The organism is Pseudoalteromonas sp. AS71, from assembly GCF_038900275.1.
Lineage (GTDB): Bacteria > Pseudomonadota > Gammaproteobacteria > Enterobacterales > Alteromonadaceae > Pseudoalteromonas.
This window is the reverse complement of sequence record NZ_JBBMQZ010000009.1, coordinates 56,944-72,391: the sequence shown is the minus strand read 5'-3', so window position 1 is coordinate 72,391 and position 15,448 is coordinate 56,944. Positions and strand designations below refer to the sequence as shown.

The 15,448-nt window shown below is 39.6% G+C and carries 12 protein-coding genes and 2 tRNA genes; 4 read left to right on the top strand and 10 right to left on the bottom strand.

Translation table 11 applies throughout. The annotated features are described in order from the left end of the window. Nucleotides 1–43 precede the first annotated feature (43 nt). Genes tal through xylB form a run of 3 tightly spaced genes read right to left on the bottom strand, consistent with a single transcriptional unit; the run spans nt 44 to nt 3,829 of the window. A complete protein-coding gene (gene tal, locus WNY98_RS08715) occupies nt 44–982 on the bottom strand; it encodes a transaldolase (RefSeq protein ID WP_342877651.1) in 939 nt (312 codons plus the stop codon). A gap of 39 nt (nt 983–1,021) precedes the next feature. Next, a complete protein-coding gene (xylA, locus tag WNY98_RS08710; protein WP_342877650.1) occupies nt 1,022–2,341 on the bottom strand; it encodes a xylose isomerase in 1,320 nt (439 codons plus the stop codon). 30 nt (nt 2,342–2,371) lie between these two features. Then, nucleotides 2,372–3,829, bottom strand: a complete 1,458-nt coding sequence (xylB, locus tag WNY98_RS08705) for a xylulokinase (protein ID WP_342877649.1) — start codon at nt 3,827–3,829, stop codon at nt 2,372–2,374. A gap of 162 nt (nt 3,830–3,991) precedes the next feature. Here xylB and WNY98_RS08700 point away from each other — a divergent pair, with 162 nt between their 5' ends. After that, on the top strand, nt 3,992–4,948 hold the full coding sequence (locus WNY98_RS08700) for a Gfo/Idh/MocA family oxidoreductase (RefSeq protein WP_342877648.1): 957 nt from the start codon (nt 3,992–3,994) through the stop codon (nt 4,946–4,948). A 116-nt stretch (nt 4,949–5,064) separates the two neighbouring features. Here the strand turns inward: WNY98_RS08700 and WNY98_RS08695 are convergent, their stop codons facing one another. After that, nucleotides 5,065–6,675, bottom strand: a complete 1,611-nt coding sequence (locus WNY98_RS08695) for a glycoside hydrolase family 43 protein (RefSeq protein ID WP_342877647.1) — start codon at nt 6,673–6,675, stop codon at nt 5,065–5,067. Between the two features lie 211 nt (nt 6,676–6,886). Between WNY98_RS08695 and WNY98_RS08690 the strand changes: the two genes are divergently transcribed. Further along, complete coding sequence (locus WNY98_RS08690) at nt 6,887–7,927, top strand: LacI family DNA-binding transcriptional regulator (RefSeq protein WP_101163905.1); 1,041 nt, start codon at nt 6,887–6,889, stop codon at nt 7,925–7,927. A 53-nt stretch (nt 7,928–7,980) separates the two neighbouring features. Next, nucleotides 7,981–9,390 (top strand): sugar porter family MFS transporter, encoded by a 1,410-nt coding sequence (locus WNY98_RS08685; protein ID WP_342877717.1) that lies wholly within the window; start codon nt 7,981–7,983, stop codon nt 9,388–9,390. Between the two features lie 1,096 nt (nt 9,391–10,486). On the opposite strand, the gene WNY98_RS08680 is transcribed toward WNY98_RS08685, so the two are convergent. The 4 genes from WNY98_RS08680 to WNY98_RS08665 form a co-directional block, all read right to left on the bottom strand. Further along, nucleotides 10,487–10,563 (bottom strand) — tRNA-Val (locus WNY98_RS08680). A gap of 250 nt (nt 10,564–10,813) precedes the next feature. Next, a tRNA-Val gene (locus WNY98_RS08675) sits at nt 10,814–10,890 on the bottom strand. 113 nt (nt 10,891–11,003) lie between these two features. Then, nucleotides 11,004–12,068: a DUF3080 family protein gene (locus WNY98_RS08670; protein ID WP_033036817.1), complete on the bottom strand. Its 1,065-nt coding sequence runs from the start codon at nt 12,066–12,068 to the stop codon at nt 11,004–11,006. Then, entirely contained in the window at nt 12,031–13,401 is a 1,371-nt protein-coding gene (locus tag WNY98_RS08665) for an MATE family efflux transporter (protein ID WP_076924537.1), read from the bottom strand. Before WNY98_RS08665 ends, WNY98_RS08670 begins: the two co-directional genes overlap by 38 nt. Nucleotides 13,402–13,529: 128 nt before the next feature. Between WNY98_RS08665 and WNY98_RS08660 the strand changes: the two genes are divergently transcribed. Further along, nucleotides 13,530–14,156, top strand: coding sequence for a riboflavin synthase (locus tag WNY98_RS08660; RefSeq protein ID WP_007585130.1), 627 nt, complete (start codon nt 13,530–13,532; stop codon nt 14,154–14,156). Between the two features lies 1 nt (nt 14,157). Here the strand turns inward: WNY98_RS08660 and WNY98_RS08655 are convergent, their stop codons facing one another. Next, a complete protein-coding gene (locus WNY98_RS08655) occupies nt 14,158–14,361 on the bottom strand; it encodes a CPXCG motif-containing cysteine-rich protein (RefSeq protein ID WP_002962509.1) in 204 nt (67 codons plus the stop codon). Between the two features lie 103 nt (nt 14,362–14,464). After that, nucleotides 14,465–15,337, bottom strand: coding sequence for a fructosamine kinase family protein (locus WNY98_RS08650; protein WP_342877646.1), 873 nt, complete (start codon nt 15,335–15,337; stop codon nt 14,465–14,467). Nucleotides 15,338–15,448 lie beyond the last annotated feature (111 nt).

The window sequence follows — 15,448 nt, the reverse complement described above, 5'->3', positions numbered from 1 at the left end:
AAATTAAAAAAGCCTGCACATAATATGGCAGGCTTGAGGGAAATTAGTTTAGTAAGTCTTCAACCAATTTAGCCAAAATACGCTGATCTTTGGCAAAGTTACGAATACCTTCACCGAGCTTTTCGCTGGCCATTGCATCTTCGTTGTGCTGCCATAAAAATTGCTCGTGAGTGAGTGGGGTTATGTTACTTTGCGGTGCTTCGGCAATATTTGCAGCGTCAAGCTTTGTAACCAGAGTACCTTCTTGGCTTTGTAAATCATTGAGTAATGATGGCGAGATAGTCAGTAAATCGCAGCCAGCAAGTTCGATTATTTCTTCAGTGTTTCTAAAGCTTGCGCCCATTACCACTGTTTTATAATCGTACTTTTTGTAGTACTGATAAATACCTGTAACCGACTGCACACCAGGATCTTCGCTTGGAGTGTATTCTTTATTATCGCGGGCTTTGTACCAATCAAGAATACGCCCAACAAACGGAGATATAAGCGTTACGTTAGCTTGTGCGCATGCAATGGCTTGAGCCATCGAAAAAAGCAGGGTTAAGTTACACTTAATACCTTCTTTTTCTAACTGCTCGGCGGCTTTAATGCCTTCCCATGTTGAAGCAAGTTTAATAAGTACGCGGTCTTTTGAAATACCCGCTTGCTCGTAAAGCGAAATAAGCTTACGCCCTTTGGCAATACTTGCTTGGGTGTCAAACGATAAACGCGCATCTACTTCGCTTGATATACGCCCTGGTATTACCTTTAGTATTTCACAGCCAAAGTTAACAATAAGTTGGTCGCAAATAGCGTCAACGTCGTTGCCAGCTTTGCTTATAGCATCACTAATTAAATGTTTATACTGAGGTAATTTTGCAGCTTGTAAAATTAACGAAGGGTTGGTTGTTGCATCAACCGGTTGTAGAGCTTTGATTGACTCTACATCGCCACTGTCGGCAACGACCGTGGTTACTTTTTTGAGTTGTTCTAACAAGTTCATAATGATGTACGCCTCGGCTTTAAAACCGAGGCTATGTCCTTATACGTAGCGGTTAACAATATTCTCAAGCAGTTCTTGGCGACCAGAAACTTGCTTAGGATCGATGTTGTTCTCGTGTACTAAGGCTGAAAGGCTCTCAAGTGATTGCTCACCATTTAGAATGCTTTGGCCTAGGTCTTCTTTCCAACCAGCGTAACGTTTTTCAACAAAGTCAGACAGCTCGCCACCTTCAATCATTGCTGCTGCATTGAGTAATGCTTTAGCCATCGTATCCATACCGCCAATGTGACCAATGAATAAGTCATCACGCTCACACGATTGACGACGAAGTTTAGTGTCAAAGTTAAAGCCGCCCGTTGTAAAGCCACCCATTTTTAAAATTTCGTAAACAACAAGTGTGCACTCAGCTACGTCGTTAGGAAATTGGTCTGTATCCCAACCGTTTTGCATGTCGCCACGGTTAGCGTCAATACTACCCATAATGCCTTCTGCGCAAGCAACTGCAATTTCGTGATGGAAACTATGACCCGCAAGTGTTGCGTGGTTTGCTTCAATGTTTACTTTAATTTCGTCTTGTAAGCCGTGCTTATACAAAAAGCCTACAACTGTTGCTGTATCGTAATCGTACTGGTGCTTAGTCGGCTCTTGTGGTTTTGGCTCAATTAATAATGTACCTTTAAAACCAATTTTTTTCTTGTGCTCTACAACCATTTTTAAAAAGCGTGCGTACTGTTCGCTTTCTTGCGCAAGGTCTGTATTTAGTAGTGTGTCGTAACCTTCACGGCCACCCCACAGTACGTAGTTTTCGCCGCCTAAACGATGCGTTATTTCCATTGCATGTTTAACTTGTGCTGCTGCATATGCATACGTATTAGGGTTAGGGTTTGTTGCACCACCGGCACAAAAACGCTGATTTGAGAATAAGTTAGCAGTACCCCACAGTAGTTTTACACCTGTGCGCTGCATTTCTTTTTCGATAATGTTAGCGATATGCGTTACGTTATCGTGGCTTTCTTGTAGTGTTTTTCCTTCAGGTGCAATATCAACATCATGAAAACAAAAGTAAGGAACGCCTAATTTTTCATAAAATTCAAAGGCTACTTTTACTTTTTGTTCAGCAAGTTCTAATTGGTTGCCCACAGGTTGGATCCAAGGACGGTCAAACGTACCTTCACCAAAAATATCAAACCCTGTAGAACAAAAGTTATGCCAGTAACAAGCTGCAAAACGAAGGTGCTCTTTCATTGTTTTGCCAAGCACTACTTGGTTTTCGTCGTAGTAACGAAATGCAAATGGGTTTTTAGAGTTTTCACCCTCAAATTTAATTTTTTCAACGTTTGTAAAAAATTGCTCGCTCATATTGTGCTCCATTAATTTTATAATAGTGTATTAAAAGTATGTTTTTACACTTTGATAAAGTGCTTTGTATGTTGTGTATTGCTGTGCGTAAAAGTCTTGCATGATTGGGTCTGGCTCAATGGTTTGCGTTACTTTGCCGTTAACACACACTTGTTGTGCAGAGAGTTGTGTTACTGCTATTCGGGCAAGTCTTGCAGCGCCAAATGCGGGACCAACTTCTGAGCCTTCTCGGTAAATTAGGGGGCGGTTAAGTACGCTTGCGATGATTTTTCCCCACAGTGGGCTTTTAGCGCCACCACCAATAACGGTTACATCGTCAATTTGTGCGCCGGCATCAAGCAGTACTTGTTGGCCATCGGCAAAGGCAAAAGCAACGCCCTCGAGTACTGCGCGGCCAAGGGCTGCTGCATCGGTGTCGCTGTCTAAACCAAAAAACACGCCTTTGGCATCGGGGTTATTATGCGGCGTACGTTCGCCAGTTAAATAAGGCAAAAATATCACTGAGCTTGGTTTGCTAAAGTCGCATTTACTTACTTGTTCAAGCAATGCACTTTCGTTTTCAAAACCAGTTAATTTAGTGACCCAGGTTAAACAGCTTGCTGCGCTTAACACCACTGACATTTGGTGCCAGGTGTTTTCAATGCAATGACAAAAAGTATGTACAGCACCTTCTGGGTTAGGCAGGTATTTTTCGTTGGCAACAAAGTAAACGCCCGAAGTACCTAATGATAAAAACGCTTGTTTTGGCTTTACTACGCCTACACCGGCAGCGCCTGCGGCATTATCGCCACCGCCTGCAACAACAGGTACTTGCTCCATTCCCCATTTAGCTGCAACTTGGGCTGTTAATTTGCCCGTAATTTGTGTGCCTTCAAAAAGGGTAGGCATGTGTTGCTCTGTTAAGTCGCAGGCGCTAAGCATTTTTTGAGACCATGCTCTTTTTTCTACGTCCAGCCATAATGTGCCTGCAGAGTCAGACATATCTGATGCAAAATTGCCGGTCATTAAAAAGCGAAGGTAGTCTTTTGGTAATAATACTTTGGCTACTTTTGCAAAGTTTTCTGGTTCAAACTCTTTTAACCACACCAATTTAGGTGCAGTAAAACCAGGCATTGCTATGTTGCCGGTAATATTACGAGAATTTGGTTCGCGTTTTTCAAGCTCTACACATTGTGCAGCACTACGCCCGTCGTTCCATAAAATGGCTGGGCGAATAATATTATTGTTTTTATCAAGCAGCGTAGCGCCATGCATTTGCCCAGAAAGGCCCACAGCCTTTACCGATTTTAGTAATGCAGGGTGAGTATTTTTAAGATCCTCGATTGCACTACATGTAGCAAGCCACCAGTCTGTAGGGTTTTGCTCAGAAAAAAGTGGTGCTGGGCGTGAAACGCTTAAAGATCCACTTGCTTGAGCAAGCAATTGGTCTTGCTCGTCTAAAATAATTACTTTTACACCTGAAGTGCCTAAATCGATACCAAGGAACATAAATGTGATACTTAATGTTGTTTTAGTGTTAGCGCTAACATTAATGATTTGATATTGTTAAGTCAAGCTAGTTTTAAACTATGTTTAACAATTAATTTGCAAGTTTATTGCTTGGTTGTTGGAGTTCACTTAAATTTCTTTTTAAGATCATAAGGAAACACTATGAAAAAAATAAACTGGGGTATTGTTGGTTGTGGCCGAATTGCTGCACAATTTTGTGAAGACTTAGCCCATACCAATAATGGTGTTGCGTACGCGGTTGCAGCAAGAAGTGGGGAAGATGCAAGCGCTTTTGCGAGCAAGTATGGCGCGGCAAATGCCTACGAAGGGTATCAAGCATTATTTGACGATAAAAACGTTGATGTAGTTTACATTGCGACCCCGCATAACTTTCACTTTAAAAATGCCAGTGATGCTATTAATGCAGGCAAACATGTATTGTGCGAAAAGCCTATTACGGTCTCGGCTGAAGAGTGTAAGCAGTTGTCTTTACTGGCTAAAAAGCATGACGTATTTTTAATGGAAGCCATGTGGACGTACTTTTTACCAGCAATACAAAAAGCAAAACAATGGGTGGAGCAAGGGCGAATTGGCACTATTAAACATGTTAAAGCTGACTTTGGCTATCCTGTGCCTTTTAACCCCGACGGGCGTGAATACAACCCAGATTTAGCAGGCGGTTGTTTACTCGATATGGGGATTTATCCGCTTGCCATTGCCAATTACTTTTTAAATAACGACCTTGAAAACTTATACGTAAGAGCAAATATTCGCTATAAAGGCGTGGAAGACGATGTACTTATTACTGCTAATTGTGGCGATGTAATGGTGAGCTTAGCAACGTCATTTCAATGCCGGTTAGGGAATGGCGCGTATATTATTGGCGACAAAGGCTATATAAAAATACCCGATGCATTTAGGGCTTACGAGTGCTCTTTGTATGAGCTTGATGATTTAATTGAGCGTTTTGAAGATGGCAGGCAGTCACAAGGTTACAGTTTTGAAGCGCAAGAAGTAGGGCGCTTACTGAGCGAAAACAAACGAGAGAGTGACATTATGAGCCACTCTCAAAGTTTACTTTTACAATCGCAAATGGAGCGTATTAAAGCCCTGTTTTAAAATGGTTTTAAGAGAATTTTAAAAGAGCTTTAAATGAGTCTTAAGTGAGTTTTAAAAAGCTTTGGAATGGTTTTATATCAGCTTTAAATCAACTAATAAACTTAACTAGCGGTGATTTATTCGCCGCTAGGTTCGTCATAATTAAAAAATGAAAAATGAGCTTCTTTATTTTGCCCTGATAAATCTTGGCACGCCATACCAACAAAAGCACCGGTAAAACACGGTCGATACCCTTGCGGTGATTGCTGCACGTAATCATCAGATAAAATGCTGCCATCGAGCACTGGGCCACACTCTATCCAGCGGTTTTTTTCGGTGGCGTAGTAAAACTGCAGCTGAGCGCCATTAAAATCAGCTTTTAAGTAAACAGGCTTGTTTGTTTTAAGCAAAAGCGGTGCAACAGGCTTGCTTGTTTGGTATTTATCGCAGCTTATTACATTTAAATAACGTGGTGTGGTTTCATCGCCTACATCGCCGCCGCTTATATGTAAATAGTAGTAATGAGCGGTGTTGTAATAACATACAAGCCCCGCCATTTGCTGAAAACTGCTCGGCGCAAAATCAACGCATGTGCTGCTAACAGTATGATGAGCCTGTACACGCCTGGCAATAAAACTTTGCTGATGCAATGAGCTTAAAGACTCTTTTCCCACTAAGGTGAGCGATGATTTTTGGGCATTCTTATACACCCAGCTTTTGCACATGGGTATACGCAATGACTGAAAATCAACAGTCAGATCATCTTTACTAAAATCAATATGTGTTGTGGGTTGCGGCTGTGGGTTTAGCGTTAAACCTTCAACGGGTACGTGTATTCTCGGGGCTTTATTTGTGTGTTTTGCATAAGGCCAGCCATCGTCTTTCCAGATTATTTGCTCAATCCCTGTTTCACGCCCAGTAATGCAGCGGCCGCGCTCAGACAGTGGCCTTGATGTTAAAAATACCGTGTACCAATCACCGGTTTGTGTTTGAAAAAAATCTCCATGGCCACATTTTTGTAGCGCATTACTCGGCTCGTGGGCTGCTGTAATAACGGGGTTGTATGGGTGTACTTGGTAAGGGCCAAATACGTTTTTAGAGCGCGCAATACTAATGCAGTGTTCATACCCTGTGCCACCTTCAGCGGTAATTAAATAGTAGTAATCGCCGCGTTTTAAAATATGCGGGCCTTCAGTGCAACCAAGCTCTGTGCCTGCAAATATAGGTTTAACATCGCCTATTAACTTATTGGTTTTTAGGCAAAGCTCTTGCATTACTATACCACCAAAGAGTGTGTTGTCGCGGTGATCAACCAGCATGTTTAGCAAATAACTTTTACCGTCATCATCGTGAAAAATAGACGGATCAAAACCGCTAGAATTTAAGTAAGTCGCTTGTGACCAGTTGCCGGTAATATCAGTGGTTGATACAAAATAATTTGGCGTGTCTTTCCATGGGCCATCAAAGCTTTTTACATTGGTATACACCAAATAAAAACGCCCATTGTTGTAGCTAAGTTGCGGTGCCCATACACCGCAAGAGTCGGGTACTCCTCGCATATCAAGTTGCTCTACGGTATTAAGCGCTTGACCTATAACTCGCCAATTAACTAAATCGGTAGAGTGGTGAATTTGTACACCGCCAAACCATTCAAAAGTTGAGGTGGCTATGTAGTAGTCGTTATTAACTCTGACAATGTTTGGGTCTGGGTTAAAGCCTCTTAGAATTGGGTTTTGCAGCATGCTCATAATATAGGCCTTTTTAAGTTTTTTATATTATTGGGTGTGAGTATTATAAATTTGTTGTTAGCGCTAACATTTTCGGTGTAGTATAAGACTTTGTCAATAAGTAATCATTTAAAACGCGCTGTAAACAATATCAAGCTTTACAATTATGTATAATGAAAATTAAGAAAGTTAATTATAACAATCCACTGATTGTGAGTAGGTAATAACAGTAATGGCCGATCCTAAAAGAGCAAGAATACAAGATGTAGCCGAGCAGGCTGGTGTATCAATGATGACAGTTTCGCGCGTGCTCAACCAAGACAAAAAAGTAAGCGACAAAACCCGCGAAAAAGTAATGGCGGTTGTTGAGCAATTAAATTACAGACCAAATGTGTCGGCTAGGCGCCTTGCTAGCACTAAGTCATTCTTTTTAGGACTTTTGTACGATAACCCAAGTGACTCTTATATAAGCCAGTTTTTATTGGCTGCGCTTAAAAAATGCCGCGCATTGGGCTACCACCTTGTTGTTGACGAAGCGCATAGCGATATTGACAAAACAATTGAATCGGTAAAGCAACTTATTGATGTTACACAGGTTGATGGCATGATTTTACTGCCTCCTATGTGCGACAACGAACAGGTTTTAGATGTGCTTACTAAAGCACAAGTACCATTTGTAAGAATAACGCCAGATACAAAATTAAATCGATCCCCTTATATATGCATGGACGATTACCAAGCGGCGTTTGATGTTACAGAGCATTTAATAAATCAAGGGCATAGCAAAATTGCACATATTATTGGCGACACCAAACAAGGTGTAAGCCGTTTGCGTTACCAAGGTTATTTAGATGCGCTGCGCTCTAATAAAATAATAACGCCACCTGAGTATATAGAGCAGGGCAGTTTTACTTATCAATCGGGCATGGAAGCGGCAATAAAATTACTTTCGCTTGATGATAAACCAACGGCTATTTTTGCAGCTAACGATGATATGGCAGCCGCTGTAATCTCAATAGCTCAAAAACAAGGTATTAATATTCCAAGCGAACTGTCGGTTGTCGGCTTTGATGACACGCAACTTGCAACCATAGTTTGGCCAAATATTTCTACGGTAAAACAGCCCATTAATGAAATGGCTGAGCTTGCCATCACTTTACTTGCATCGGGACAGTATAACGATTTAAGCAATGTAAAAAGCTTAGACTTAAGACATATTTTAGATTTTGAATTAATAGAAAGAGAATCAAGCTCAACCAATAAAAACAACTAAATAAGCACACCCTTTTGAGCTTCAAAATCTATATAAAATAACAACAACACACAATATGGATACTTATGAACGAGAAAGAAAATGTACTTTTAATAGTACTGGTTTGCTTTGTTGCGACCATTGGCGGTTTTTTATTTGGTTTTGACAGCGGCGTAATTAACGGCACGGTTGATGGACTCCAAACAGCGTTTGGCTCCAGTAGTGCGGGTACGGGATTTAACGTATCGAGCATGCTAATTGGTTGTGCAATTGGTGCGTTTTGCGCAGGTCGATTGGCTGATAAATTTGGTCGGCGTCCAATTTTACTTTTTGCCGCTGCTTTATTTATTATAAGTGCTTGGGGCTCGGGTGTGTCAGTCACATCGTTTGAATTTGTGATTTATCGCATTTTAGGCGGCTTAGCTGTAGGGGCTGCATCGGTTATGACCCCAGCTTATATTAGCGAAATTGCCCCGGCGCGATACAGAGGCACGCTCTCTACACTGCAACAAGTGGCTATTATATTTGGTTTATTTAGCGCATTTGTAAGTAACTATTTTTTAGCCAACACAGCTGGCGGCTCTACGGCGTTATTTTGGCTCGACTTTGAAACATGGCGTTGGATGTTTTGGGTTGAGTTATTACCTGCATGCTTGTTTTTAATCGCTTTATTTTTTATCCCCGAAAGCCCTCGATACTTAATTATGGCTGGTAAAAAAGACGCTGCTGCACGTGTTTTATCGTCATTATATGGCGATGAAACTGCCGCTCTTAAATTAAATGAAATAGCAGAGTCGCTTGCTGGCGATAAACACCAACCTAAATTATCTGATCTTATTGATAAACCTAAAAAACGTTTACGCCCCATTGTTTGGATAGGAATTGGCTTAGCGACATTTCAGCAATTAGTCGGTATTAACGTTGTTTTTTACTACGGCGCGGTACTTTGGCAAGCAGCTGGTTTTACTGAGTCTGACGCGTTACTTATTAATATAATAAGCGGTTTTGTAAGTATTTTAGCGGTGTTTATTACCATGTATTTTATAGACAAAATTGGCAGAAAACCTTTTTTGTTAACCGGTTCAATTGGTATGACAGTGACGCTTTCGGTTATTGTTTATGCCTTTTTAAACGCAGATATTGGCTCAACAGGTAACTTAGAATTAGGAGAACAGGGCATGGTTGCTTTAATAGCCGCTAATGCGTATGTGTTCTTTTTTAACCTTTCGTGGGGCCCTGTAATGTGGGTTATGTTAGGCGAAATGTTCCCTAACCAAATTCGCGGTTCAGGCCTTGCAGTTACTGGCTTTACCCAGTGGATAGCTAACTTTTTAATTACCTGGTCGTTCCCTGTTATGCTCACCGGTATAGGTTTAGCAGGTGCGTATGGTTTTTACGCATTTTGCGCGTTTGTTTCAGTCATATTTGTATTTAAGTTTTTACACGAAACCAAAGGCAAAGAGCTTGAACAAATGAAAGGGTAAATACTACCTATTTAATAAGCGCCAAAATTATTGTGATAGTTTTGGCGCTTATTTTATTAATTCCAAGTACCAAAATATAATTGAAAATCATCTTCCCAATTTTAATTACACAAAAAGTAGAGGTTAGGCTAACATCTGCATTTATTTTTGCTGTGAGACTTTTAATCATAATACAACCATAATAACTTGGTTGTTTGGTTTTACTAATCATCGGTATTATCAAAATGATGTTACTTACCGGTCTGTATAGAGCAGTGTTATTATACCGTTCAGTATTAGCATCATCATCAAGTTAATCGAATGCTGGCCTTTATAGTTAACCTTTGGCTGCTAAGCAGCTAATTTTCTGCTACTCGGCTTTATATAGCTACCTTATAAAATTAGTTTGAAAATGTTCTTCAATAAACTTTTTATTTAGTCGTGGGTTTGCAATCTTAAGCGCTTTAAACCGGCGCACAAATGAAACATACCTTTATAAAAACAGCGCTTCCATACCATGCTCTTGGTAAAGCTTTAGAGTGATTGTTTGTCTCGGTTTAGCTTGCTTAGTGATGCTGTTGAGTTGATTGAATATAAACTAAATGCAGATTAAGGTGAATTAGGCTAATTGCACCTAATCAAGGCAATTATACTTATTATAATGCTCATATTATTAAAGTTATATCGCCGCGTACAACTAATTAGTGAATTTGTGCCTTGTGTGGGCACAGATGTCTAAACAAGTCACAAAAGCAGTTTATGGAATAGAGGTCATAGAATATTTCATGAAATGACACTGAAAATATTAGGTTAGTGGTCACCTGATTTGAAATTTTTGGTTTGGAATTTGGAATTTGGAATTTGTGAATTAGTAAGGGTAGGGGTCTAATTTTGAGGAAGATTAAAGAGCTAAAAAAGTGGTTTGGGCGCTTGGGCACAAGTTTGGGCACAAATCGATAAAAACTGGAGTTTTTAGGATGATCTTTTGATGCTTGGCTCTCCTTATTTTTAAATTTTGAATACAGAATAATAAAAAAACCAAGAATTTAATTTTCAACAAAAAATTAAACGAGTAAATTGAATAGGATTTTTAACTGTTTGAAATATATAGTTTAATTGGTACGACTGAGTGGATTCGAACCACCGACCCCTACCATGTCAAGGTAGTGCTCTAACCAACTGAGCTACAGTCGTACAATCTTTTGAGTTCTTAAATGGATTTACTCTTTAAGTTAAGAATAAATGTTGGTACGACTAAATGGATTAGAACTACTGACCCTTGGACCGGGTGGTCAAGAGTAGGTAGTGCTCTTTCCTTCAATTATACGTTTCATTAATGTTGGTACGACTGAGTGGATTCGAACCACTGACCCTTGGACCGGGTGATCAAGAGTAGGTAGTGCTTTTTCCTTCAGATGTACTTTTATTTATTTTACTTAAATGTTGGTACGACTGAGTGGATTCGAACCACCGACCCCTACCATGTCAAGGTAGTGCTCTAACCAACTGAGCTACAGTCGTATTACTTTATTTAAGTAGGTGTTAATTGCTTAACAACGGCGGCTAATATATAGCGTGGCGGTTGGTGAATCAAGCAAGTTTGTTGTTTTTGAGTTTATTTGCCGTTTTTTTATTCATATTGGGCTTATTTCGCACGTTTTATAAAAACCTTGCCACCAAACCACATGTTTTTTAGCTGAGCTTTTTAGTAAGTTCAGTAAGTTACTTGTCGAGCCCGTTTTGACTAAGTTATTAATTTGAGGGCTTGAGATACTTTCGTTGAACCAAAGCTCATTATAAAGCGGTTGTAGTGCCTCTAGATAACCAGTTAATTGCGCTTGATAGGGCTGAATTTGTTTTAGGTAAAACTTTTGGAATACGTTGCTTATAATTTTTGCATTTTTATTATTTTTACCTTGAGGACACAACGTATTAAAGTTTAGTGTTTTTACTAACTGTGTGGCGTTGTTATTTAACACTACCTGCTTGCGGACTGATTGAATGAGTGCTTGGTTAAATTGAAATTTATTAAGCTGCTCGAGTGCACTAAAAATAGAATCGCTATTAATTTCACTAAACTCTTTAGCGTTTATTTGCTGCTTAATAAGTACAAGTTGTTTGAGCGCCTGCAAGGTATCACTGAAGCCAGCGGGTTCGTTACTTAGCTCGTTTGATGTTAACAGCCATGTTTTATTAAGCTCTGGCTCTTTAAATAACATGGCGTTAAAAGAGTGCATTAGGTGTATTTGTTTGTAGTTTTTGGCTGCGAGTATTTTTGTGTAACTAGGACTATTTTTATCAAGGCTGTTCAAGCAAACCTGCGCACTTTTAATAAAGTTTATTTGATATTTTAATTGCCCAGCAGCGCTGGCGGTTTTTCCTAATTGGTTATTGTGCTCACTTATAAGCACGTTTAGCTTACATTGGCTAATGCCTGCAAGCTCAACAATACTCAGTGTTAGGTCGCTTTGTGCTATTGGGGGAGGCTGCAGTAAGGGGAGTTGCTTGAGTGGCGCAGGCTCTGTGGTGCTTGTATCAACTGTGCTACTTAAGCGTTCAATATAAGTAGCGTTTATACTACTTTGTGGTTTGCTGCAGCCAGTAAGCGTTAAAAAACACATTACCAACATTGCAGCTGGTAATGTTTTAAGGCTGAGTTTATTAGTTTTGATTGAGTGCATCAATTTTAAAAAATTCATATTTTAAACGTTTTTTTACCGTTAGCATTAATAAAATAGCAGCGACACTAAGTCCCACTATTATCCCAGCCCAGAAACCGTGTGGCCCCATAGCTGGCACTATTATATCTGTTCTTGCCAATACGTAACCTAAACAAAAGCCGATTAACCAATACGATATAAACGTTATATACGATATAGGCGTGGTGTATTTTAACCCACGAAGTATGCCATTTGCTGCAACTTGCAATGCATCAGGTAATTGGTAAATACACGCTAAAATCATAATTGATGAAGCCAATGCCATAACAGCGGGGCTGTCGGTATACAGTTGGCTAATTAAATCACGACCGGTGAACGTAATAAGCGCTAAAAATAACGCCACAGCAATGGCTAAAATATAGCTGGTAGAAACCGCAACTTTTAATTGAGTCATGTTCTTTTGGCCGTATAAGTTACCTATACGAATGCTGATAGCGATTGATAGGCTCAGCGGCATCATAAACAGCAATGTAGTTACACTGGCTGCTATTTGATGTCCAGATATAGCTACTGCACCTAAATGCGCTATAAATAGCGGTATACACGCAAATAAAGTGACTTCAAAAAAGGTGGCGAGTGAAATTGGTATACCTAACTTAGTAATAATACCAATGGTAGTGAAATTAGGTTTTTCGAATGATGAAAGCAGGCCTTTAGCATCTACTTTTTTACTCATTTGGCAGTAAGTGACTTGTGCTATTGCCATAACAGATAAAACAATGGCTGTTGCAATACCACAGCCCGCGCCGCCATAAGCAGGAAAACCAAATAAGCCATTTATGAAAATATAATTTACCGGAATATTAACAGCTAAACCTAATAGGCTTATGTAAAACGCGGGCTTGGTCATTCCCATGCCTTCGGTAACGTTTCTGTATACCGTAAAAATTAAAAATCCAAATACACCCCATTTCACAAAGTGGATGTAGTCAATAGCAAGGCTTGCAATAGCAGGCGTTGTATCGAGCTTAAAAATAATAGCATCCGCTAAATGGGCAATTCCAAAGCCTGTAAAGCTCAAAATAGCGGTTAAATAAAGCGCTTGTTGAAAATAGTGGCTAATGCCTTTGCGGTCATCACTGCCCGAAAACTGCGCAATAATACCAGTAAGCGCTAATAAAATACCTTGAAGGCCAAGTAATAATGGGTTCCATATTCCTGTTGCAATAGAAAGTGCCGCTAAGTCAGTAGGGCTAACTTGGCCTGCCATAATTGTGTCGACGACCGACATTAAAATAAGTGTAACTTGCGCTAAAAAAACAGGTAAAGCGAGGGAAAGTAAACGCTTGGCTTCCCAATTGCAAAAGGTCATAAAAACAGCTAGTTGATGAAATAGGGCGTAATTGTAATCTATTGGGGTTTAAATAAAAATCACAGTAGTGAATGATTTTATGAGTTGATACGTTAAACTAGCACTTTGTAATAATTTAAAGTGATTTTATGTTTACAGGAATAGTGCAAACGCAAGCTACCGTGGTCTCAAAAACTCAAACAGACGGTGTTTTACGCTTAGTTGTATCGGTAAGCGATGAGTACGTTAAGCATTTAGATTTAGGCGCAAGCATTGCTATTAATGGCTGTTGTTTAACAGTTGTGCAAGTTGAGCTAAGTAATCACGATGTGGTGGCGCAAGTTCATTTTGATGTGATTGACGAAACTCTAAAGCTAACTAATTTAGGGCTGCTTGAGCTAGGTAGTTTAGTTAATTACGAACGCTCTGTTACGTTTGGTACTGAGCTAGGTGGGCATATAGTGTCTGGGCATATTCATTGTACGTCACAAATTTCTCAAATAGTGAAACTTGAGAATAACTGTAAAATTCAGTTAAGCCTGCCAAAAGAATGGCAAAAGTATGTGTTGTATAAAGGGTTTGTTGCGATAAATGGCGCAAGCTTAACCGTGGGCGAAGTTGATGAACAAGGTTTTTGGTTACACCTAATTCCGGAAACGCTCGCCATTACAAACATTGGTGCAGCGCAAGTGGGTGACAAGTTTAATATTGAAGTTGATCAGCAAACTTACACTATTGTAAATACGGTAGAAAACTACTTACGCCATCAGGCTTAAGTTAAAATATTTGTTCGTCATCACTGTCTACGTGTAGCTCTAATTTATTGTTAGCATGGTCTATATGCATATTTAAATGAATTGGGTTACAGCAGGCAGTGCAATCTTCTATATAGTCTTGATCGCCACTGCTAGCGTCTAAGTCTAAATGAATATGGTGTCCGCAGTGTGGGCACGTTATTCGTTGTGATAAAAAATCTTTCATAATCACTCCAGTTATAAATAATTAAGTTAGGTTCAACTTAATCGCTTACAGATGAACGTCTACTTACTCATTAAATATAGTGCTGAAATGCAGCTTATGACACTTATTTTATACCTTCAAATACCAGCTTTTCTATATGTTGTTTAGCTTCAGTAAGATAGTGACCGGCAAAGATGTTAGCGTGATTTAAAATAGGGTATAGCTGGTATATTAACTTACGTTTTTCGTAATTTTGAGAAAGCGGGTAGTGCGCGTTATAGGCGCTATAAAAGTCTTTTGGCAGTGGCGCAAATAGTTCGCTCATTGCAATATCGATTTCCCGATCACCATAATAACAAGCTGGGTTAAATACCGTAGGCTCTGCTTTTAAAAAGCCCATATTTCCACGCCAAAAATCGCCATGCAGTAATGATGGCTCAACTTGATGACTGTGCAGCTGTTCTTTAACGGCATTAATTAAGCGCTCGGGTTCAATAAAGTTAATGCCTTTTTCAGCGAGTAGCTGTAATTGCCACCCTATACGTTCTTCGGCGTAAAATACATCCCACTTTTTGTGCCAGCGGTTTGGCTGTATGGTCGTGGCTAGGTAATTATCTACATCAAAGCCAAACATGGCTTGGTCGTGTTTTTGATGCATTTTAGCGAGGCTGCTTCCCATAGTTGCCCACGTGTTGTGGGGTTGTTTATCTAAAATAAGCCACTGTAAAACAATAAATGAAAACTCTATATTTGCACCGGTTGTAATACATTCAGGGACTTTAAAATTACTATTTTGCGCCAAAAGCTTTAAGCCAATAAATTCACTTTCTAAACGCTCGAGTTCGCTTTTTAGTGCTATTTTAACGAAGTAGTTATGCGTACCATTGGTAATATGAAATAGTTTGTCGGTGTTTGTACTTTGTAATTGGCGTTTGTAGGTGTGCTTAAAGTCAAAATTAATGGCTTGGCTGATGTGCTCATTTACTGTTTTCCACATAACAATTGCTCGCCTTTTAAACAGATACTTAAACTATGGCAAAAAGGTATTAATTTAACAATCTAAACGTTGTAAAATTAACGGCTATATTGAATAAAATTACACTTACTG